Here is a 20,246-nt window from a genome sequence, read left to right as displayed (position 1 = left end):
CTAGCGGAACGGCGGCTCGTCGAAGCTGCGCAGCTTGCGCGAGTGCAGGCGCGGCCCCTCCTCGCGCAGCAAATCCAGCGTCGCCAGACCGATCTGCAGATGCTGGCCGATGGCCCGCTCATAGAAGGCGTTGGCCTGGCCCGGCAGCTTGATTTCGCCATGCAGCGGCTTGTCCGAGACGCACAGCAAGGTCCCGTAGGGCACCCGGAACCGGTAGCCCTGGGCGGCGATGGTGGCGCTTTCCATGTCGATGGCCACGGCGCGGGACTGGTTGAACCTCAGGGCCGACAGCGAATAGCGCAGCTCCCAGTTCCGATCGTCGGTGGTCACCACGGTGCCGGTGCGCAGGCGGCGCTTGAGCACATCGCCCACCTCGCCCGTCACCAGCTCGGCGGCCCGGTTCATGGCCACCTGGACCTCGGCGATGGGCGGGATTGGGATTTCCGGGGGCAGGACATCGTCCAGCACGTGGTCGTCGCGCAGATAGGCGTGGGCCAGCACATAGTCGCCAATGGTCTGGCTGCCGCGCAGACCGCCGCAATGGCCGATCATCAGCCAGGCCTGGGGCCGCAGCACGGCCAGGTGGTCGGTGATCGTCTTGGCGTTGGAGGGGCCGACGCCAATATTGATCAGGGTGACCCCGCGCCCGTCCTTGGCCATCAGGTGGTAGGCGGGCATCTGGTGGCGCCGCCAGGCCGCCTCGGCCACCACCAGCTCGGGATTTTCCGTCTCGGCGGTCACCACCACCCGGCCGGCCGCCGAGAGGGCCGTGTAGGCGCCGCCGGCCTTCAGCTGGGCGCAGGCCCAGGCGACGAACTCGTCCACATAGCGGTGGTAGTTGGTGAACAGGATGAAGGGCTGCACATGCTCGGCCGGCGCGCCGGTATAGTGGGCCAGGCGGGCCAGGGAGAAATCGGTCCGCAGGCCGTCGAACAGGGCCAGCGGCCGGGCCTCCTCCAGGGCCGGCGTCCAGAAGCCGTCGGCGATCTCGTCGCCGATATGGGCGAGCTCGGTGGTCGGGAAGTGGCGGGCGATCTCGCGTGCGCCCACATCGGCCTTGGCCAGGTCCACCGTGCCGTCCAGCACATAGGGGAAGGGAATTTCCTGGTCCGAGCGGCCGACCTCGACGGTCACAGCGAAGTCCTGCATCAGCAGGGTCAGCTGCTCCACCAGATAGGCGCCGAAGAGGTCCGGCCGGGTCACCGTGACGGCGTAGGTCCCCGGCGCCGAGAGCCGGGCATAGGCCCGCGACAGGCGCGGATAATCCAGTCCGGCCGGCCAGGTCAGGCGCAGTTCCGGATAGGTGAAGGCGCCGGCCACGCGCAGGGCGGGGTCGGGCGGCGTTCCGTCGGCGAGGAATTTCTGCAGGGCGCCGCGAAGGGCGCTGACCGAGGCCTCATATTCCTCGGTGAGCCGCGCAAGAATGGCGGCGGGGTCGTTGCTTCTTGTCATGGGGGACTATAGCGCCGCTTGGCGACGGTTTCGAGATGCCTCGTCGCACATGTGCTTGCGCAAGGGCCTCGCCATTCCCCATATCTGGGGCCTGGAACAATCGCCGAACGCAAGATGCACAATCACCTGAGAACCTTCACCCTGCTGGCCGCCCTGACCGCCCTGTTCATGGGGATCGGCTTCATGATCGGCGGCGCCAGCGGCATGCTGATCGCCCTGGTCCTGGCTGGGGGCATGAACCTGTTCAGCTACTGGAACTCCGACAAGATCCTGCTGAAGATGCACGGCGCCCAGCAGGTGGACGAGAGCCACCCTGAGGCCCTGGTCCGCAACTATGTGCGCGACATCTTCGACATGGCCGACGGCGCCGGCATGCCCCGGCCCAAGGTCTATGTGATGGCCACCGACCAGCCCAACGCCTTCGCCACCGGCCGCAATCCGGAGAACGCCGCGGTGGCGGCGACTCAGGGCCTGCTGCGGATGCTGGACCGCCGCGAGGTGCGCGGCGTGATGGCCCATGAGCTGGCCCATGTGAAGAACCGCGACACCCTGACCATGACGGTGACGGCTACGGTGGCCGGCGCCATCTCGGCGCTCGCCAATTTCGCGCTGTTCTTCGGCGGCAATGATCGTGAGCGGCCGGGCGGGATCATCGGGACCATCGCCATGATGATCCTGGCCCCCATGGCCGCCAGTCTGGTGCAGATGGCGATCAGCCGCGGCCGGGAATACGAGGCCGACCGGGGCGGGGCCGAAATCTGCGGCGATCCGGAGGCCCTGGCCGACGCCTTGCAGAAGATCGAGCACTATGCCCGCGGCACGGTGAACCTGCCGGCCGAGCGCAATCCGGCCACCGGCCAGATGTTCATCATCAACCCCCTGTCGGGGCGTGGGGCCGACAACCTGTTCTCCACCCACCCGGCGACCCAGAACCGGGTGCGGGCCCTGATGGAGATGGCCGGCAAGGTGGCCGCGCCCGTCCAGCGGGCCGCCCGGGCCGTGGGCACGGCGGTGCCGGTCACGCGGCGCTCGAAGGGCGGTCCCTGGGGTTAGGCGAAGTCTTTAGAGGTTCGTCGTCCTGGGCCTTGTGCCCAGGATCCCTTGTGACGCTTGCGCCCGCCTTGGAGAGGGATCCTCGGGACAAGCCTGAGGATGACGGCAGAAAATGCTCTACTCCGCCGGCAGGGTGTTATCCGTGCGCTTGTTGAGCAGGCGGTCGAATTCCGACCAGACGCCGGAGTCCCCGTGCCATTGGCCCTTGGTGGCGGCCTTGGAATATTCGGTGGAGCGGGCTTCGAAGAAGTTGGCGTGCTCCACCCCCGACAGCATCGACTGCAGCCACGGCAGGGGGTTTTCCTTCACCCCGTAGACCTCGGGCAGGTGCAGCTGGCGCAGACGCCAGTCGGCGATGAAGCGGATATAGGACTTGATGTCGTCCGGCGTCATGCCCTGGACCTCACCGGCCTCGAAGGCCAGGTCGATGAACTTGTCCTCCAGGCCCACCACGGTCTTGCAGCAGTCGACGATGTCGTCGGCTACCGACTTGGTCACCACCTTCGTCTCGGCGTTGAAGGCGTGATAGAGCCGGATGATCCCCTCGCAGTGCAGGCTCTCGTCGCGCACCGACCAGGAGACGATCTGGCCCATCCCCTTCATCTTGTTGTGGCGGGGGAAGTTCATCAGCATGGCGAAGCTGGCGAACAGCTGCAGGCCCTCGGTGAAGCCGCCGAACATGGCCAGGGTGCGGGCGATGTCGGCGTCCGAATCGACGCCGAACTGCTGCATGTAGTCATGCTTGTCCCGCATCTCCTGGTAATCCAGGAAGGCGGTGAACTCCGAGTCGGGCATGCCGATGGTTTCGAGCAGCAGCGCATAGGCGGCGATGTGGATCGTCTCCATATTGGAGAACGAGGCCAGCATCATCTTCACCTCGGTGGGTTTGAACACCCGCCCGTAGCGCTCCATGTAGTTGTCGTTCACCTCGACGTCCGACTGGGTGAAGAAGCGGAAGATCTGCGTCAGCAGGGCCCGCTCCTTATCGTTCAGCTTGGCCGCCCAATCCTTGATGTCCTCGCCCAGCGGCACCTCTTCGGGCATCCAGTGGACCTGCTGCTGCTTCTTCCAGTAGTCGTAGGCCCACGGATAGCGGAAGGGCTTGTACGCATAGGACGGCGTCAGCAGGCCAGGCAGGGCGCGGAGGTTGGCGTCGGTCACGGCGTGACTTCCTCGATGAGCGGACAGAAAGCTAGGATCGCACCGATAACGTTATCAGCGATTGGGGCGATCTCCAGGGGACAATCGGCCGCTACCCCCAATATGTTGTTAACAATGCCTAACCAGCCACAAGCTGTAGACGATCATGCCGCCGGGCGCCCGCGGCGGGGCTTGGCTGCCGGGGCGGGGCCGACCTCGGCGAAGGGAACTGCGACATGAAGCTCTATACCTACCAGCGGAACTCGGCGGGGGAACGGGTACGCATCGCCCTGGGCTTGAAGGGGTTGGCCTATGAGTATGTCTCAGTCCCTGGCCTCGCCGAGGGTGAGTATCGTCGGATCAATCCGCAAGGGCTGATGCCTGCGCTCGAGCTGGACAACGGACAGGTGATCGCCCAGTCCGGCGCCATTCTGGCCTTTCTGGAAGAGCGTTTTCCTGAGCCGCCGCTTCTCCCGGCTGATCCCGTTCTGAGGGCCCAATCGCGTAGCTTCGGTCTTTTTATCGCCGCCGAGATGCACGCCGTCACCGTCAGTCGGGTGCGCCGATTCGTGGCTGACGAGTTGGGCGCAGGCCCAGAAGGGGAAGCGCTCTGGTTGGCGCACTGGACGGCGGAAGGCTTGGCCCGACTGGAGGCCATGCTCGCCCAACGGTCGCAGGATTTCACATTCTGCTACGGCGAGACGCCGGGGTGGGCCGATCTCCACCTCATTCCTGCCTTACGGAACGCCCGACGGTTCGACGTCGCCCTGGCCAGCTATGAGCGGCTTCTGGCCGTGGAGGGCGCGTGCGCTGAAATTCCAGCGTTTCAGGCCGCCCGGCCCGAAGCACAGCCAGACTTCATCTCGTCTGACCTCAGTTCGAGGGCTTGATCGAGAAGGACAGGGCGAGGATCTGGTCGTCGCGGGTTTCCTGGCCCCAGATCATGTGCTGGCCCTTCACCTCACGGTGAACATAGCCCAGGGCGGCCTGGATCGGACCCTTGCGCCAGCCGACGCCCACATGAGCGTCGCCGATCAGGGCGCTGGAGCGATCGGTGGACCAGCCGGCCTGATCCCAGCCATTGTCATTACGCAGCATGTTGAGGCCGACGGCCCGGCCGCTGGCCGCCGCGAACAGATACCAGCGCCCCGTCTTGCCGAAGGACTCCCCGTCCCTCACGCCCATGGCGTTGAGGCGGTCTTCGACCTCGTCATCAAGGTTCTGGCCGAAACGGACCTGAGCGCCCGCTTCCGCCTGGCCGCCACCGGCCCCGAAGCCCAGGCCGGCGTGGGGCGAGACGTCCACATCATAATCGCCCGCGGCGAATTTCATGGCGCCTGGCCAGTCGCGGACCATCGCGACCTCATAGGCCCGGGCGTCAAACTCGGCCCGTTCGGGATTGAGCGGCAGGCCGCCGGGGCCACGCAGGGGACCGCCGACACTGACGCGAAGGGAATCAACTGCGCCGCTCTCGGTCACCCCAAGCGGCACCGTGCTGGAGCGCCAGCGAACCGGCCCCTGCCCCGGGGCGAAGGCTTCGGGCGTCGTAACCTTTTCGTCGAATTCATTGAAGACGGACTGCGGCGCAAAAGCGGCGTCCATCAAGTCAAACGCAACCTGTGTGGACTCAGCATTGAGGGTAGCGGAGCTGAAGTCTTGCGCCGTGGCAGACGTCGCAACTCCGAACCCCATGACGATGGCCAATCCAGCCGACAGCCGCACCTGCTACTCTCCCTGTCCCCTCATCTACCGCAGAGCGGCAGATGACATCCTTCCATGTCGTTTCAATGTGGGGAAGGTGACAGAGGTTCCCGGTTTATCTGGTCACGGGGTCGTGCATCGAACAGCGCACATGAAAACGCCGGCACCTCTGGAGGCGCCGGCGATTCAATCAGCCCGATCGCCGCCTATTGGCAGGCCAGGCATTCCTCATAGTCGGTGCGGCCGTCTTCGGGCGGCGCCATGGCGGGCACGATGCCTGCGGCGGCCACCGCGGCCCCGGCGTGGGACGCCCGCTGAACGGACTTGGAGCGGAGATAGTAGAGCGACTTGCAGCCCCGCTCCCACGCCATCCAGTGCAGCATGTGCAGGTCCCACTTGTCGACGTCGCCGGGCAGGAACAGGTTCACCGACTGGGACTGACAGATGTCGGGCGTCCGGTCGGCCGCGAGTTCGACGATCCAGCGCTGATCGATCTCGAAGGCGGTCTTGTACACGTCCTTCTCGTCGTCGCTCAGCCCGTCGAGGTGCTGCACCGAGCCCTCGTTTTCCAGGATGGTGTCCCAGACGGCCGGGGTGTTGAGGCCCTTTTCCTCAAGCAGACGCTCAAGATAGGGGTTCCGGACGGCGAAGGTGCCCGACAGGGTCTTATGCGAATAGATGTTGGCCGGGATCGGCTCGATGCCGGCGCTGGTGCCGCCGCAGATGATCGAGATCGAGGCGGTCGGCGCGATGGCCAGCTTGTGCGAGAAGCGCTCCATGACGCCGCGCTCGGCCGCGTCCGGGCAAGGCCCGCGCTCCTCGGCCAGCCGGCGGCTGGCGGCGTCGCAATGGCGGCGCAGATGCTTGAACAGGCGCATGTTCCACGACTTGGCGAGCGCGCTTTCGAAGGGCACGTTCTGGGCCTGCAGGAAGGTGTGGAAACCCATCAGGCCCAGGCCCACCGAGCGCTCGCGGATCGCGGCGTAGACGGCGTTGTCCATTTCGCCCGGCGCGCGGGTGATGAAGTCCTGCAGCACATTGTCGAGGAAGCGCATCACGTCCTCGATGAAGGTCGGGTGATCGCGCCATTCCAGGAACTTCTCGGCGTTCACCGACGACAGGCAGCAGACCGCGGTGCGGTCCTTGCCCAGGTGGTCGACGCCGGTGTGCAGCATGATCTCCGAGCACAGGTTCGACTGCCGGACCTTGAGCCCCAGTTCGCGCTGATGCTGCGGCATGGAGCGGTTCACGGTGTCGGAGAAGATCAGATAGGGCTCGCCGGTCTGCAGGCGGATCTCGAGGATCTTCTGCCAGAGCGAGCGGGCGTCCACTTCGCGGATCACCTCATTGGTCTTGGGCGAGCGCAGGCCAAAGAGTTCGCCGGCCCGGACGGCCTCCATGAACTCGTCGGAGATGCTGATGCCGTGGTGCAGGTTCAGCGACTTGCGGTTGAAGTCGCCGGACGGCTTGCGGATTTCGAGGAACTCTTCGATCTCGGGGTGGTGGACATCGAGATAGACCGCCGCCGAACCCCGACGCAGCGAGCCCTGGCTGATGGCGAGGGTCAGGGAGTCCATCACCCGGATGAAGGGGATGATGCCGCTGGTCTGGCCCGCGCCCTTGACCTTCTCGCCGATGGAGCGGACCCCGCCCCAATAGGTGCCGATGCCGCCGCCGTTGGAGGCCAGCGCCACGTTTTCGTTCCAGACGCCCTGGATGCCGTCGAGGCTGTCGCGCACCGCATTCAGGAAGCACGAGATCGGCAGGCCCCGATCGGCGCCGCCGTTGGACAGCACCGGGGTGGCGGGCATGAACCAGAGGTTGGAAATGTAGTCATAGATGCGCTGGGCGTGGTCGGCGTCGTCGGCGAAAGCCGTGGCCACCCGGGCGAACATGTCCTGGTAGGATTCGCCGGCCAGCAGGTAGCGGTCCTCCAGCGTGGTCTTGCCGAATTCGGTCAGCAGGGCGTCGCGGCTGCGATCCACCTCCACCTTGCGAACCAGCTGCAGCTGGGGGCGTTCAGCGCGGTCTTGCGCCGCCGAAGCCGCCTCAGAAACCTTCAACATTGCCGCTTCACTGCCGCTCATGGCCAAAACCCATAACTTTCAGGGGCTTCGAGCCCATGCCCGATATTCCCGCCCCACCGCTATATCTTGTGGCCGCCAACCCGACGACACCACTATATGGGGCCACATAGGCTAATGACTCGTCAACGGGGTGCGACGGTTCGCCCCCAGGGATTTTCGTTACCTAGATCTTAACGTCGGGACTCCGCCCACTGATCGCAATGGGCTTTCCGGCGGCGCGCTCCCCTCCCCTTCACGGGACTGTGACAATTAGTGCGTGCGCGCCCCGCCCCAATCGGCTGCGCACGAGGCGCCGACTTGCCTTGGACCGCGCAAGGGGCTAGGCCAAGCCCGTCATTGGGGAGTAGCCGCCCGTATCTCCAGCGGGGGGCGCGTCAACAGACTTGCCGAAAGGGTCCTGGCCCAGACGGCATGGCGCGTCCGGCGGATTGAGCTTGGCGAGACCTTTGGCTTTCGCGCGTCGACCATGCGGGGTCGGAGGCGTCGATCGCCATTGGTATGCGCTGTCCGACCCCGCCGGGACATGACATTGGAAGCCTTCTTCATATCCACAGGCCTCGTGGCCATCGCCGAGATCGGCGACAAGACCCAGCTGCTCGCCCTGCTGCTGGCCGCGCGGTTTCGCAGGCCCTGGCCGATCATTGGCGGCATCTTCGCCGCCACCATGGCCAACCACGCCATGGCCGCCGGCCTCGGCGCCGTGGCGGCCGCCTGGCTCCAGGGACCCTGGATGCGCTGGATCCTGGGCGGCCTGTTCCTGGCCTTCGCCGCCTGGGCGCTGATTCCCGACAAGCTGGAAGACGATGACGCACCGGCGCAACGCGACGGGGCCTCGATCTTCTGGACGACCACGGTCGCCTTCTTCTTCGTGGAGATGGGGGACAAGACCCAGGTGGCCACAGCGGCCCTGGGGGCCCAGTTCCAGAACGTGCTCCTGGTCACTGCGGGAACCACCGCCGGCATGATGCTGGCCAATGCGCCGGTGGTTCTGTTGGGGGAAGCCGCCGCCGGGCGCCTACCCCTCAAGCTTATCCGGAGCCTCGCGGCCGGGGCCTTCGCCCTGATCGGCCTCTGGATCCTGATCTTCGGCTGAACCCGCCCGCCGTCGACGGCGGCGTCAGACCCCACAAACGAAAGGAGCCCGGCCTTGCGGCCGGGCTCCCCATCGGTTGGCTTAGCGCCAGTCGAAGATCGATATCAGAAGTTGATGTCGATGGTCGAACGACGGTTCAGCGGTTCCTTCACGCCGTCGCCGGTCGGGACAGCCAGTTGGCTCTCACCCTTCCAGTCGACTTGCAGCGCGCCTTGGTTGACGCCCATGCCGACCAGCTGGTCAGCCACGGCCTTGGCGCGACGTTCCGACAGACGGACGTTGTACGCCGGCGAGCCGGAGGAGTCGGTGTGACCGATCACGACGACCTGGGTGGCGTTGCCGCCCTGGGCGTAGTTGGCGGCCTCAGAGACCACGGCCTGGGCTTCCGGCGTCAGGATGTACTGATCGAACGGGAAGTAGACCACGAACTGCCGGGCTTCATACGCCGCGGGAGGCGGCGGGGGAGGCGGCGGCGGGGGCGGGGGCGGCGGGGGCGGCGGCGGGGGCGGCGGGGGCGGAGCGGCCGGCGAAGCGAAGGAGTAACGCAGGCCGACGGTCACCGACTGATCGCGGTAGTCGCCAGAGAACACGCCCGGCTGCAGCGAAGCGCTGCCGGCCGAGGCGAAGTCGAGATCCGAACCGCCGAGATAGCGGTAGGTCAGATCGACGTCGAGGCGGTCAGTCGCACGCCAGGCCAGACCGGCGATCGCTTGATAGGCCAGGGCCGTATCATCGTCGTCGATCGACAGGTTCTGGATGGCCGGGTTGGCGGCCGTGAACGGACCAGGCGTGGTGGCGAACTGGCCAGTCACGTCCATCTTGACGTGATTGACGCCGACGCCGACGCCGACGAACGGGTTGATGACCGCGCCGGGGGCGATGTCATAGATGACATTACCCATGAGGGTCCAAGCTTCGACGTCGCCGTTGGGCGAGCCGCAGTTCGGAGCCGCCGCGGTGCGAACCACGCCGGGGGTGCAGAGGCCGGCGATGGCCGAGCCCGGAGCGCCACGGACGCTGGAGATGTCGCCGGGACGATAGCCGCCCTCGAGCTCGACACGCCAGTTGGGGTTCAGCCGATAGCCGAGACGGGCGAAGCCGGCCCAGTCATCATCCTGGCTGAATTCCCAGTTATAGCCGCCGCCACCGGGGCCATTGTTGGACGAACCGGTCTCAAGGCCTTCGGGCCAATGATAGCCGAGGTCCATGGCGCCGTACCAACCGGCGTCTTGGGCAGACGCGCCGGACGCGGCGAAAACCGCGGCCATTGCGGCCCCTGCCAGGAGTTTGAATTTCATATTTTGAACCCTCTTCATGCCCTCTGCTGCGGCCATATGACCCAGCAGCGTTATATCAAGCCCGGCGCATCGCGGAAGTGTCGCCTGAGCAACACTCTTGCGCAATCACCAGGCAGATTGGTCGAAATTCGCGAGAATCTCTAGGTCGTCCCCCTCCCTTGGCCCCAACCCGGCACATCCTCCGCTATCCGCGGCGATGTTTTAGGGGTTCTCGCCACCCCTCCCGGCCTATCGGCCAATACTAACCAGCACACCGACATCCATGAGGACTCTCCTCCTGGACAAGACTTCGGCGCTGCGCGGGCGGGGCAGACGATGCCCAAACCAACCGCCACGCTTATGGCGCCGGGCGATGAACGCCAGCCTAAGGAAGAGGTTCCAAAGAAATCCTCCGCCAAAAGATTTTCTGGCGCCTCGCATCGGCGAGACGTGATGTTGCAGCCCCTTGGGGAAATACGCAATCGGCTTCCCGCAAGAGTGGAGTCTTTGGCCCTCAGCCCTTGTCGTTCGCCCGGCTGCGACGGCGGCCTCCCAAGGCGTCGGGCCGGTTGAGATCCTGCCGGTATTCGTCGCGCCGCTCATGGATCGAGGCGATCACCAGGCCCATGGGCACGCCGATCTCCACAAGGACGGTCTCGGAGAGTTGCAGGCTAGCCTCGACCGTCTCGGGCACCGCGTCCGTGGCGCCCATCTCATAGAGGCGTTTGGCGTGGCGCGCGTCCCTAGCGCGGGCGACGATCACCAGGTCGGGGCGCAGCCGACGAGCCACTGAGACCACGGTCTCGGCGCCTTCTGGATCATCCATCGTCACGACCAGGGCGCTGACGTCGCCCAGGCCGCAGCGGTTGAGAAACTCGGCCCGGGAGGCGTCGCCAAAGAAGCAGGGCCGGCCCGAGCGCCTCGCCTGCTCCACCAGCCGCGGATCTCGCTCGGCCGAGACCCAGGCCGCGCCATGTCGGCTGAGCATGTCCCCGACAAGCTGCCCCACACGGCCGTAGCCGACGATAAGCACCGCAGGCGCGCCCTCGCCGCCGCCCGGGGCCTCGTCCAGGGCCGGCGGCGGCTCGCGACGGGCCAGTCGCTGGCCCAGCCAGGCCAGCACCGGCACCAGAGCCATGGTCAGGGTGGCGGCCACCATGACGAACTGGCCGGTCTGCAGCGACACCACCCCAAGGCCGGCGGCCTGGTTGATGATGACAAAGGCGAACTCGCCGCCCGCCGCCAGCGGCAGGGCGACCTCGGCGGCCGCCAGGGGCGGCAGACGGGTCAGCCGCGCCAGGGCGAAGATCACCGCACCCTTGGCCAGCAGAAGGCCCGCCGCCAAGCCGAGGACCTCCAGGGGCCGCGCCGCCAGGAGCGAGAGATTGAGCCCGATGCCCACCGACAGGAAGAAGAGCCCGAGCAGCAGGCCCTTGAAGGGTTCGATGGTCACCTCGACCTCGTGGCGGAACTCGGTCTCCGCCAGCAGCAGGCCGGCGACAAACGCGCCAAGCGCCATGGACAGGCCCGTCAGCGCGCTGACCAGGCCCGCCCCGATGACGACCAGCAGGCAGGCGGCCATGAACAGCTCTTCGCTCTTGGCCCGCGCCACCGATCGGAGCAGGGGCCGCAGCAGGAGCCGGCCAAAGGCCACCAGGCCGATCATGCCCAGCATGGCCGGGGCGAAGGTCAGCAGCAGGCGCGGCGAAAGCTCTTCCCCGCCCCGGGCGCCGAGAACCGCAAGCGTGATCAGGATCGGCGCCACCGCCAGGTCCTGGAACAGCAGGATCGCAAAGGTCGCCCGCCCGGTGGTCGAATGGTGCCGACGCTGTTCGATCAGCACCGGCATGACGATGGCGGTGGAGGACAGGGCGAGCGCCGCGCCGATGGCTGCGGCCGGCGCCACATCCATGCCCAGCAGCATGGCCAGGCCCGTCAACACGCCCAGGGTCACCGCGACCTGGGCCGCGCCCAGCCCGAAGACCAGCTTGCGCATCAGCCGCAGCCGCTCCCACGACAGCTCCAGCCCGATCATGAACAGCAGGAAGACGACCCCCAGCTCTGCGAGCTGGGCGATGTCTTCGGGATTGTCGACGGTGAAGTAGGACACCCAGGGGGCCAGATCCCCCAGCCGCGCCAGACCGAACGGGCCGAGCGCCACGCCCGCCAGGATGAAGCCGAGGATCGGACTGATCTTCCAGCGCCGGAACAGCGGCACCACGACACCCGCCGTGGCCAGGAACAGGACGATGTCCTTATAGCCGTCCGTCGCCCCGTGGCCGTCCATATGATCCCTCGCCCCCGTTCACGGTAAGTATGGCAGGCGCGGCCCTACAGGCGAACTGTTCCACGCGCCGGTCAGGATCCTTGCCCGCCAAGGGCTGGGCGGCGTTGACTTCGCGCAGGCCCGTCCTCTTTATGCGCCACATATTTTGATAATGGAGGACGCCCTATGGAGGTTTGGAATTACGCCAACCTGTGGGAATCGGTCGCGCGCGCCACGCCGGACCGCCCAGCCCTGATCCACGGTGACACTGTGCTCGCCTGGAAGGACTTCGACGCCCGCGCCAACGCCCTGGCCCGACGCATGGTCGAGAAGGGGCTGACCCATCAGTCCAAGGTCGCCGCCTACCTCTACAACGGCCCGGAATACATCGAGACCTACTACGCCGCGTTCAAGGCGGGCCTCGTCCCCTTCAACACCAACTATCGCTACAGCGGCGACGAGTTGGTCTATCTGTTCGACAACGCCGACGCCGAGGCCGTGGTGTTCCACGCCTCGTTCGCCGAGACGGCCGCATCGGTCCGGTCGCGCCTGCCCAAGGTGAAGGCCTGGATCGCCGTCGCCGAAGAGGGCTTCCCGGTTCCCGACTGGGCCGAGGATTATGACGCCATCGTCGCCGGCGACGGCGCGCGCTTCGAGGCGCCCTGGGGACGCTCGGCCGACGATCTTCTCTTTATGTATACGGGCGGCACGACCGGCATGCCCAAGGGCGTGATGTGGCGTCAGGAAGACCTGTTCAAGGGTCTCGGCGGCGGCGCCAATCTGCTGCTCGGCCTGCCCCCGCTCGAGACCGTCGAAGAGGCCGGCGTCCGCGCCAAGGCCAATGCGGCGTCCGCCGAACCCCAGGCGATCACCATCCCGGTCGCCCCGCTCATGCACGCCACGGGCCAGTTCATCTCCTTTGGCCAGCTGATCAGCGGCGGCGCCATCGCCACCCTGCCCTCGCGCAAGTTCGATCCGGCCGTCCTGTTCGACGAGGTCGAGCGGCTGGGGGTCAGCGGCCTGATCATCGTGGGCCTGGCCTTCGCCGCGCCCATGCTGGAATGCCTGGAGGCCAATCCCGGCCGCTGGACCATGCCCAGCCTCAAGCGGATCGTCTCGTCCGGCACCATGTGGTCGGCGGAGAACAAGCAGGGCCTGCTCAAGCACCTGCCCAACATCATGCTGATGGACAGCCTGGGTTCGTCCGAAGCCCTCGGCCTCGCCTCTTCGGCGTCCGGCGGCGGCGTCTCGGCGGCGACGGCCAAATTCGCCACCGGCCCCAATGCGGCGGTCTTCACCGAGGACGGCCGCCGGGTGGCGCCGGGTTCGGGCGAGCGCGGCCTGGTGGCGGTCGGTGGTCACACCCCGCTCGGCTATTACAAGGATGAGGAAAAGTCGGCCAAGACCTTCCGCATCTTCGAAGGCCAGCGGTGGTCGGTGCCCGGCGACTGGGCCACGGTGGAGGCCGACGGCGCCATCACCCTGCTGGGTCGCGGCAGCCAGGTGATCAACACCGGCGGCGAAAAGGTCTTCCCCGAAGAGGTGGAAGAGGCCCTGAAGCGCTTCCCCGGCGTGCGTGACGCCGCCGTGGTCGGCCTGCCCGACCCGCGGTTTGGCGAGCGCATCTGCGCGGTGGTGGATGTGGCCGGCGGCGCCGAGCCCAGCCTCGCCGACCTTCAGGCCCACGTGAAGACCAACCTCGCCGACTACAAGGTCCCGCGGGACCTGGTGTTCGCGCCCGTGGTCCGCGCGCCCAACGGCAAGCTCGACTACAAGTCGGTGCGCGCCCAGGCCCAGGACGCCCTGGCCGCCAAAGCCTAACGAAAATGTAATGAGTCTCCCGGGGTCTGGGCGGGGCATGGTTCGCCCATCCCAGACCCCAAAGAGGCTGATATTTCCACATGAAGACCCTCTGGTTCGGCGCCGCTGCGGCGGCCGCCCTCCTCAGCGCTGCAGCGCCGGCGACCGCTTCCGATTTCCGCCCCCTCCACATTTTCAGCGCTGCGCCCACCGCCGAGGCCGGCGCGGCCGTCGATGTCTCTCAGGCCCAGCGCATGGGCGCATGGGGTTTTGACCAGACGGGCATGAACCCCGCTGTCCGCCCGGGCGAAGACTTCTTCAACCACGTCAACGGCGCCTATGTGGACGCCCTGGAAATCCCGTCGGATCGCTCGCGCTACGGCACGTTCGACGCGCTGAACGAGCTGTCGGTCAACCGCATGCGCGCGGTGCTGGACGCCTCGGCCGCGGGCGGCGGCGCCAGCGGCGACGAGGCCCTGATCGGCGCCTTCTACAAGAGCTTCATGGATCAGGCCGCCGTGGACGCCAAAGGCGCCGCGCCGCTCGCCGACGACCTCGCCCGGGTGCGCGCCGCCACCACGAAACAGGACCTGGCCCGCCTGATGGGCGAGACCATGAAGGGCTTCGGCGGCTCGATCTTCGGCGCCTATGTCTATGACGACGCCAAGGATCCGGACCGCTACACGGTCTATCTCGGCCAGGCCGGCCTCGGCATGCCCGACCGCGACTATTATCTGACCGAGAACTTCGCCGCCCAGAAGGCGCAGTACGAGCTCTATGTGGCCGAGCTTCTCCGCCTGGCCGGCTGGACCGAGCCTGAGGCCAACGCCAAGGCCATCGTCGAGATGGAGACGAAGATCGCCGAGGTCTCCTGGACCCGGGCCGATCGTCGCGACGACGACAAGACCTACAATCCCTACACCCTGGCCGAGTTGAAGGCCTATGCGCCGGACTTCCCCTGGGACGCCTTCATCGAAGGCGCCGACCTGACAGCGGCCGAGCGGGTGGTGGCCTCGGAAAACACCGCCTTCCCGAAGATCGCCGCCATCTTCGCCGAAACCCCGGTCGAGGTTCAGAGGGCCTGGGCGGCCTACACCCTGACCGATCAGGCTGCGCCCTATCTGTCGGAGCCCTTCGTCGCGGCCTATCACGGCTTCCGCGAAAAGACCTTGTCGGGCCAGCCGGAGCAGCGGCCCCGCTGGAAGCGCGGCGTCAGCATGGTCGACACCTATGCCGGCGAAGCGCTCGGCAAGCTCTATGTGGCCGAGTACTTCCCGCCGGAGAGCAAGGCCAAGATGGAAGCCCTGGTGGGCGACATCAAGAGCGCCATGGAGACGCGCATCAAGGGCCTGACCTGGATGGGCGACGAGACCAAGACCAAGGCCCTGGAGAAGCTGTCCAAGTTCACGGTCAAGATCGGCTATCCCGAGGAATGGCGGGACTATTCGTCCCTGACGATCGCGGCCGACGATCTGTACGGCAATGTGCAGCGGGCCGCGGCCTTCGAATGGGCCTATCGCGTGAACCGCCTCGATGAGCCGGTGGACGACAAGGAATGGGGCATGACGCCCCCGACCGTGAACGCCTATTACAGCCCGACGAAGAACCAGATCGTGTTCCCGGCCGCCATCCTGCAGCCGCCCTTCTTCGACCCCGACGCCGATCCGGCGATCAATTATGGCGGTATTGGCGGCGTGATCGGCCACGAGATCACCCATGGCTTCGACGATCAGGGACGCAAGTCGGACGGCGACGGCAGGCTGACCGACTGGTGGACGGCCGAGGACGCGGCCAAGTTCAACGTCCAGGCCGAGAAGCTAGGCGCCCAGTACTCGGCGATCGAGCCGATCCCCGGCCTGCCGATCAACGGGCAGTTGAGCATGGGCGAGAACATCGCCGACCTCGGCGGCCTGCTGCTTGGCCTCGACGCCTACCACCTGTCCCTGGACGGCAAGCCTGCGCCGGTCATCGACGGCTTCACCGGCGACCAGCGGGTGTTCCTGGGCTGGGCGCAGGTGTGGCGGGGCAAGTATCGGGAGGACGCCCTTCGGCGCCAGCTGGTGTCAGGGCCCCACTCGCCGCCGCATTATCGGGTCAATGTGCCCGTCGCCAATATCGACGCCTGGTACGACGCCTTCGACGTTGCGCCGGAGGACGCCATGCATGTGGCGCCTGAGGACCGCGTCCGAATCTGGTGACCCCATGAGTCGGGGCGCGGCCGGATCGGCCCGCCCCGATTTTTATCTCTTGAGTCAATTTTTGGGTTTCGACCAAAAAGAAATGGCCCGCTGCGGGGGATAATCGCAACGGGCCTGTTCTTATTGTGAGCTGCCGCTCATTTTAGAAGGGCGTTTCCTCCCCGAAACGCCGGAGACTTCAGGACTTAAGTCGCCGTCTTGTCTCTCGCCAAGTGAGAAAACGGCAATTTCAGGTCCGAGTCAATCAACCAAATCGGCGGACAGGCGGAATTTCCCTTCGGATTTCCGGGATTTCGGCCAATCGCCCTCACAATCCCGATATTTTTGACTCATTCGTCAGTTTTTGGCCAGGATGGACTTCAGCAGGTCCATGCCGGGTGACGTCGTTGCAAACACGAAGTCCGGTTGCGCGGCGGCAACAGGCCCCAGTCCGGCCGTTGATAGCGCCTGACCCGCCTCAGCCACGACGCCGGAGGGGGCCAACAGGCCGTTGGGCCGGCGCGACGCCCCCCGCGACATCAGGCCGTCAATGACGCCCTGGGCGGCGGGCCCGATCTCGGCCTCGGGCCAAGTCAGGGTGGCGCTGGCCCGCGCATTCGCCCGCGCCTCCACCTGGCGCAGGAGCTGCTCAGCCACCTGGAGGTGGAAGCCCGACCAGTCGGCCCGCAGGCTGGCGGCCAGATGCGCCTGACTTTTCAGGATCACGCCGTCGCTCAGCACCTTCAGACCATTGGCCTCCAGCGTGGCCCCGGTGGTGGTGATATCGACCACCAGTTCGGCGGCCCCGGCCGCCGGCGCGCCCTCGGTGGCGCCGCCCGATTCCACGATCCGGTAGTCGACCAGGCCGTGGCGGGCGAAGAAGGCGCGGGTCTGCAGAATGTATTTGGTGGCCACCCGCATTCGCCGGCCGGTGCGGGCCAGGATGTCGTGCGCCACCTCTTCCAGGTCGCCCATGGTCTCGACATCGAGCCAGCTCTTGGGCGTGGCCACCACCAGGTCGGCGCGGCCAAAGCCCAGGGGACGCAGCAGCAGGGCGCGGGCGGCCAGGTCGCCCGGACGCTCGCGCATCAGGTCCTCGCCCGTCACCCCCAGATGGGCCTCGCCAGCATCGATGGCCTCGGCGATGTCGCCGGCCGACAGCAGGCGGACCTGCGCGCCCTCGAGCCCTTTGAGGCTGGCCATATAGCCCCGGGCGCCGCCCTCGGCCTCGAGCTTCAGCGCGCAGTCGGCGAGCCAGTCCTCGACCTGTTCCTTCAGCCGCCCCTTGGACGGCACGGCGATGATCAACGGAGCGTCCATCAGGCTTCTCCCTGGGCGAAGGCCCGCCAGGGCCGGACCATGCAGCCGACGGCGCGGCCGCCATCGCTCCCGCCGAGCCGGGCCAGCAGCCCGTCATAGCGCCCGCCCGCCGCCACCGGCCGGTCCGCGCCCAGGGCCGCGCTGCGCACCTCGAAGGTCAGGCCGTCATAATAGTCGAAGGCGTGGCCGAGGCCCGGCGTGAACCTCAGGACATCTTGCGGAACGCCTTCAGCGGCGAGCTTGGCGAGACGGCTCGACCAGGCGGCGATCGCAGCGTCCAGGGCGGACGCCTGAGCCCCAGCCAGGCGGCGCGCCTGGTCCAGAGCCGCCTCGGGCCGGTCGAAAATGGCCAGGAAATCTGCGACGGCTGCGGCCTGATCGACGGTCAGGGCCGGCGCCCGGCGCGCCTGGGCCTTGGCCACCAGCCGCTCGGCGATCTCCGCCGGACCCCGGCCGCCCACCGGCGCAATGCCGGCCAGGGCCCAGACCTCGCGGAGCAGGTTCCCGGCCCCCTCGCCGGGCAGGTCCGCCAGCAGGTCGGCCAGACCGCCGTCGGTCCCGGCTTCGACCGCCGCTTGTCCGGCGCGCGCCAGCTCGGCCTGGAGCAGGCGCGGGCGCTTGGCGATCCGGATCAGGCGGGCGGCCAGGGCTGGCGCAAGGTCGAGACTGTCGACAAAGGCCGCAAACAGGGACGCATCCCCAAGCCAGAGCTCCAGGTCCCGACGTCCTCCGGCGATCGCCGCGCGCCAGGCCAGCGCCGCCACCTCGGCGTCCGCGGCGACGGCGTCGGAGGCGTGCGCGTCGAAGCGCTCGAGCCCCAGTTGCAGGAACTCCTCCGAGCGGCCGGTATGCTCAGGCGCGGCCCGGAAGGCCTTGCCCTGATAGAAATATCGCCCTTCGGCGGCCCCGCTCTCCACATGGCTGCGGGCCACAGGCGCCGTGAAGTCCGGGCGAAGGCAGGATTCCGCGCCGCCCTCGGCCTGGACCACGAACAGCCGCGCCCGCAGACCCTCGCCCGCCAGGTCGAGGATCAGGTTCAGGGGCTGGACCAGGGGCACGTCGGCCAGGCTCGCGCCCACCGTCTCGAACGGCGCGCGGATGGCGGCCAGGACGGCCGGCGGCAGGGTCGGCTCCACCCGCATCAGGCGCCCCTCACGATCTTGGCCACCGTGGCCACCAGCTCGCCCCGCGGACAGCTGATCTGGCCCGGACGCTCGCCGCGCCACTGGCTGTTGTCGGTGATCCCGGCGGCCAGTTCACGCCCGAGGTCGAGATCCTTGATGGTCACGGTCCCGGCGGCGATCTCGTCGCCACCCAGGATGACCGCGGCCGGCGCCAGGCGTCGGTCGGCATATTTCATCTGGGCCTTCATGCCTGAGGATCCCAGATAGACTTCCGCGGCGATGCCCGCGGCCCGCAGCTCGCCGACGGCGGCGAAATAGTGGGCCATGTCGTCATGGCTGAAGGCGATGACCACCACCGGTCCACGGACGTCGGCGGCCATGTCCCGGCCCGCCGCACGCAGGGCCGAGGCCAGGCGGGACACCCCGAAGGAAAAGCCCGTGGCCGGCACGACCTGGCCGGTGAACCGCGCCACCAGGTCGTCATAGCGCCCCCCGCCGCCGATGGAGCCGAAGCGGACCGGATGACCCTTCTCGTCCGTAGTCTCCAGCAGCAGTTCGGCCTCGAACACGGCGCCGGTATAGTATTCCAGGCCGCGGACGATGGCCGGCTCGAAGACCGCCTGGTCCTCGGTGACCCCCAGGCTCTTCAGCGCGCCGTCGATGGCCGCCAGTTCCGCCAGGCCCGCGTCGCCCTCGGCGGAGCCGCCGATGATGTCGGCGAGACGGGACAGCACGCTGGACCTATCCCCGCCAGCGGCGCCTGCGGCGGTGAAGGCGAGCACGGCTTCGGCGGCCGCTGCGTTCAGGCCTGCGCCCTTGGTGAAGGCGCCGGACTCGTCCTTGCGACCCTCGCCCAGCAACAGGCGGACGCCATCCGGACCCAGGCGGTCGAGCTTGTCCACCGCCCGCAGCACGCCCAGCTTCTGGCGCTCGTCGCTGACGCCGGCGGTAGCCAGCAGGCCGTTGAGCAGCTTGCGGTTGTTGATGCGGATCACCGCCGTGCCGGCCGGCAGACCGGCGGCGGCCAGGCCTTCGGCGGCCATGGCGATGATCTCGGCGTCGGCCTCGGGCCGGGCCGAGCCGACGGTGTCGGCGTCGCACTGGGTGAATTCGCGGAAGCGGCCGGGGCCGGGCTTCTCGTTGCGCCAGACCGGCCCGAAAGCATAGCGCCGGAACGGCTTGGGCAGAGTCTCCCAATTCTGGGCCGCGAAGCGGGCGAGCGGCGCCGTGAGGTCATAGCGCAGGGCCATCCACTGCTCATCGTCGTCCTGCAGGGCGAAGACGCCCTCATTGGGACGGTCGGCGTCGGGCAGGAACTTGCCGAGCGCATCGGCATATTCGAAGGCGCCAGTGTCCAGGGCCTCGAACCCGTAGCGCTCATACACCGCCGAGACGGCGGCGAGGATCTGGCGCTCGGCCACAAGGTCGCGGGCGCGGCGGTCCATGAAGCCGCGCGGGCTGCGCGCCTCCGGGCGGATGGGGGCGGTCTCGTCGGTCATGGCGCGCGCTTAAATCAAGGAGCCGGACGCGACAAGAACGCGGCGGGCTCTGGCGAAGTTGGAAGGCGTTTCAAAGGTCATACGTCGCTCCGGAGGTCATGGGCGCGACGGACGGGGATGTGCAAGCGGCGAGCCCCGTCCGCTGCGGGGGCTCGAGCCGTGGTCGTCTGCCTGATCCTAGGCCGCGCAACCCCGCCCGATCCCGCAGGAGATCGGATGGTGGGGGTGGCCGTGATGGGGCGCGACGAAGGTCATGG

At 67.5% G+C, this 20,246-nt stretch carries 14 protein-coding genes and 1 riboswitch; of the genes, 5 read left to right on the top strand and 9 right to left on the bottom strand.

The annotated features are described in order from the left end of the window. Positions 1–1,452 (bottom strand): AMP nucleosidase, encoded by a 1,452-nt coding sequence (locus Q8L83_RS07250; protein ID WP_305285652.1) that lies wholly within the window; start codon positions 1,450–1,452, stop codon positions 1–3. Positions 1,453–1,566: 114 nt separating this feature from the next. Here Q8L83_RS07250 and htpX point away from each other — a divergent pair, with 114 nt between their 5' ends. Further along, entirely contained in the window at positions 1,567–2,505 is a 939-nt protein-coding gene (gene htpX, locus Q8L83_RS07245; RefSeq protein ID WP_305285651.1) for a zinc metalloprotease HtpX, read from the top strand. 117 nt (positions 2,506–2,622) lie between these two features. Here htpX and Q8L83_RS07240 read toward each other — a convergent pair whose 3' ends face one another. Then, positions 2,623–3,666 carry a ribonucleotide-diphosphate reductase subunit beta gene (locus Q8L83_RS07240; RefSeq protein WP_305285650.1) on the bottom strand — a complete coding sequence of 348 codons (1,044 nt, stop codon included), beginning with the start codon at positions 3,664–3,666 and terminating at the stop codon, positions 2,623–2,625. A gap of 215 nt (positions 3,667–3,881) precedes the next feature. Between Q8L83_RS07240 and maiA the strand changes: the two genes are divergently transcribed. Next, the gene (gene maiA / locus Q8L83_RS07235; RefSeq protein ID WP_305285649.1) at positions 3,882–4,535 is read left to right on the top strand and encodes a maleylacetoacetate isomerase; all 654 of its coding nucleotides are present in this window, start codon (positions 3,882–3,884) and stop codon (positions 4,533–4,535) included. Here maiA and Q8L83_RS07230 read toward each other — a convergent pair. Together Q8L83_RS07230 and Q8L83_RS07225 are read right to left on the bottom strand one after the other, a co-directional pair. Further along, positions 4,519–5,247, bottom strand: coding sequence for a lipid A-modifier LpxR family protein (locus Q8L83_RS07230; RefSeq protein ID WP_305285648.1), 729 nt, complete (start codon positions 5,245–5,247; stop codon positions 4,519–4,521). The genes maiA and Q8L83_RS07230 overlap by 17 nt on opposite strands. A gap of 305 nt (positions 5,248–5,552) precedes the next feature. After that, entirely contained in the window at positions 5,553–7,439 is a 1,887-nt protein-coding gene (locus Q8L83_RS07225; RefSeq protein WP_305285647.1) for a ribonucleoside-diphosphate reductase subunit alpha, read from the bottom strand. Between the two features lie 320 nt (positions 7,440–7,759). After that, a riboswitch (yybP-ykoY riboswitch) is annotated at positions 7,760–7,945 on the top strand. 11 nt (positions 7,946–7,956) lie between these two features. Here Q8L83_RS07225 and Q8L83_RS07220 point away from each other — a divergent pair. After that, positions 7,957–8,526: a TMEM165/GDT1 family protein gene (locus Q8L83_RS07220; protein ID WP_305285646.1), complete on the top strand. Its 570-nt coding sequence runs from the start codon at positions 7,957–7,959 to the stop codon at positions 8,524–8,526. Positions 8,527–8,630: 104 nt separating this feature from the next. On the opposite strand, the gene Q8L83_RS07215 is transcribed toward Q8L83_RS07220, so the two are convergent. Further along, positions 8,631–9,824, bottom strand: coding sequence for an OmpA family protein (locus Q8L83_RS07215; RefSeq protein WP_305285645.1), 1,194 nt, complete (start codon positions 9,822–9,824; stop codon positions 8,631–8,633). 493 nt (positions 9,825–10,317) lie between these two features. Beyond that, positions 10,318–12,090 carry a cation:proton antiporter gene (locus Q8L83_RS07210; protein ID WP_305285644.1) on the bottom strand — a complete coding sequence of 591 codons (1,773 nt, stop codon included), beginning with the start codon at positions 12,088–12,090 and terminating at the stop codon, positions 10,318–10,320. A gap of 165 nt (positions 12,091–12,255) precedes the next feature. Here Q8L83_RS07210 and Q8L83_RS07205 point away from each other — a divergent pair, with 165 nt between their 5' ends. Further along, positions 12,256–13,890: an acyl-CoA synthetase gene (locus Q8L83_RS07205; RefSeq protein WP_305285643.1), complete on the top strand. Its 1,635-nt coding sequence runs from the start codon at positions 12,256–12,258 to the stop codon at positions 13,888–13,890. Positions 13,891–13,970: 80 nt separating this feature from the next. Further along, positions 13,971–16,067, top strand: coding sequence for a M13 family metallopeptidase (locus Q8L83_RS07200; RefSeq protein WP_305285642.1), 2,097 nt, complete (start codon positions 13,971–13,973; stop codon positions 16,065–16,067). 336 nt (positions 16,068–16,403) lie between these two features. Here Q8L83_RS07200 and hisG read toward each other — a convergent pair whose 3' ends face one another. The 3 genes from hisG to hisS are packed head-to-tail and all read right to left on the bottom strand — an operon-like array spanning position 16,404 to position 19,989. Continuing rightward, on the bottom strand, positions 16,404–17,366 hold the full coding sequence (gene hisG, locus Q8L83_RS07195; RefSeq protein ID WP_305285641.1) for an ATP phosphoribosyltransferase: 963 nt from the start codon (positions 17,364–17,366) through the stop codon (positions 16,404–16,406). Continuing rightward, complete coding sequence (locus tag Q8L83_RS07190; RefSeq protein WP_305285640.1) at positions 17,366–18,508, bottom strand: ATP phosphoribosyltransferase regulatory subunit; 1,143 nt, start codon at positions 18,506–18,508, stop codon at positions 17,366–17,368. Before Q8L83_RS07190 ends, hisG begins: the two co-directional genes overlap by 1 nt. Next, positions 18,508–19,989 carry a histidine--tRNA ligase gene (hisS, locus tag Q8L83_RS07185; RefSeq protein WP_305285639.1) on the bottom strand — a complete coding sequence of 494 codons (1,482 nt, stop codon included), beginning with the start codon at positions 19,987–19,989 and terminating at the stop codon, positions 18,508–18,510. Before hisS ends, Q8L83_RS07190 begins: the two co-directional genes overlap by 1 nt. Positions 19,990–20,246 lie beyond the last annotated feature (257 nt).

This window comes from Phenylobacterium sp. (genome assembly GCF_030680185.1).
Classification (GTDB): domain Bacteria; phylum Pseudomonadota; class Alphaproteobacteria; order Caulobacterales; family Caulobacteraceae; genus Phenylobacterium.
This window is presented reverse-complemented; position numbering and strand designations above follow the sequence as displayed.

Bases quoted from the DNA above. Each gene is read 5' to 3' on its own strand.
- Q8L83_RS07220 (WP_305285646.1), top strand. From the start codon at position 7,957: ATGACATTGGAAGCCTTCTTCATATCCACAGGCCTCGTGGCCATCGCC.
- hisS (WP_305285639.1), bottom strand. From the start codon at position 19,989: ATGACCGACGAGACCGCCCCCATCCGCCCGGAGGCGCGCAGCCCGCGC.
- Q8L83_RS07215 (WP_305285645.1), bottom strand. From the start codon at position 9,824: ATGAAATTCAAACTCCTGGCAGGGGCCGCAATGGCCGCGGTTTTCGCC.
- Q8L83_RS07190 (WP_305285640.1), bottom strand. From the start codon at position 18,508: ATGCGGGTGGAGCCGACCCTGCCGCCGGCCGTCCTGGCCGCCATCCGC.
- Q8L83_RS07250 (WP_305285652.1), bottom strand. From the start codon at position 1,452: ATGACAAGAAGCAACGACCCCGCCGCCATTCTTGCGCGGCTCACCGAG.
- htpX (WP_305285651.1), top strand. From the start codon at position 1,567: ATGCACAATCACCTGAGAACCTTCACCCTGCTGGCCGCCCTGACCGCC.
- Q8L83_RS07200 (WP_305285642.1), top strand. From the start codon at position 13,971: ATGAAGACCCTCTGGTTCGGCGCCGCTGCGGCGGCCGCCCTCCTCAGC.
- Q8L83_RS07230 (WP_305285648.1), bottom strand. From the start codon at position 5,247: ATGGACGCCGCTTTTGCGCCGCAGTCCGTCTTCAATGAATTCGACGAA.
- maiA (WP_305285649.1), top strand. From the start codon at position 3,882: ATGAAGCTCTATACCTACCAGCGGAACTCGGCGGGGGAACGGGTACGC.
- Q8L83_RS07205 (WP_305285643.1), top strand. From the start codon at position 12,256: ATGGAGGTTTGGAATTACGCCAACCTGTGGGAATCGGTCGCGCGCGCC.
- Q8L83_RS07210 (WP_305285644.1), bottom strand. From the start codon at position 12,090: ATGGACGGCCACGGGGCGACGGACGGCTATAAGGACATCGTCCTGTTC.
- hisG (WP_305285641.1), bottom strand. From the start codon at position 17,366: ATGGACGCTCCGTTGATCATCGCCGTGCCGTCCAAGGGGCGGCTGAAG.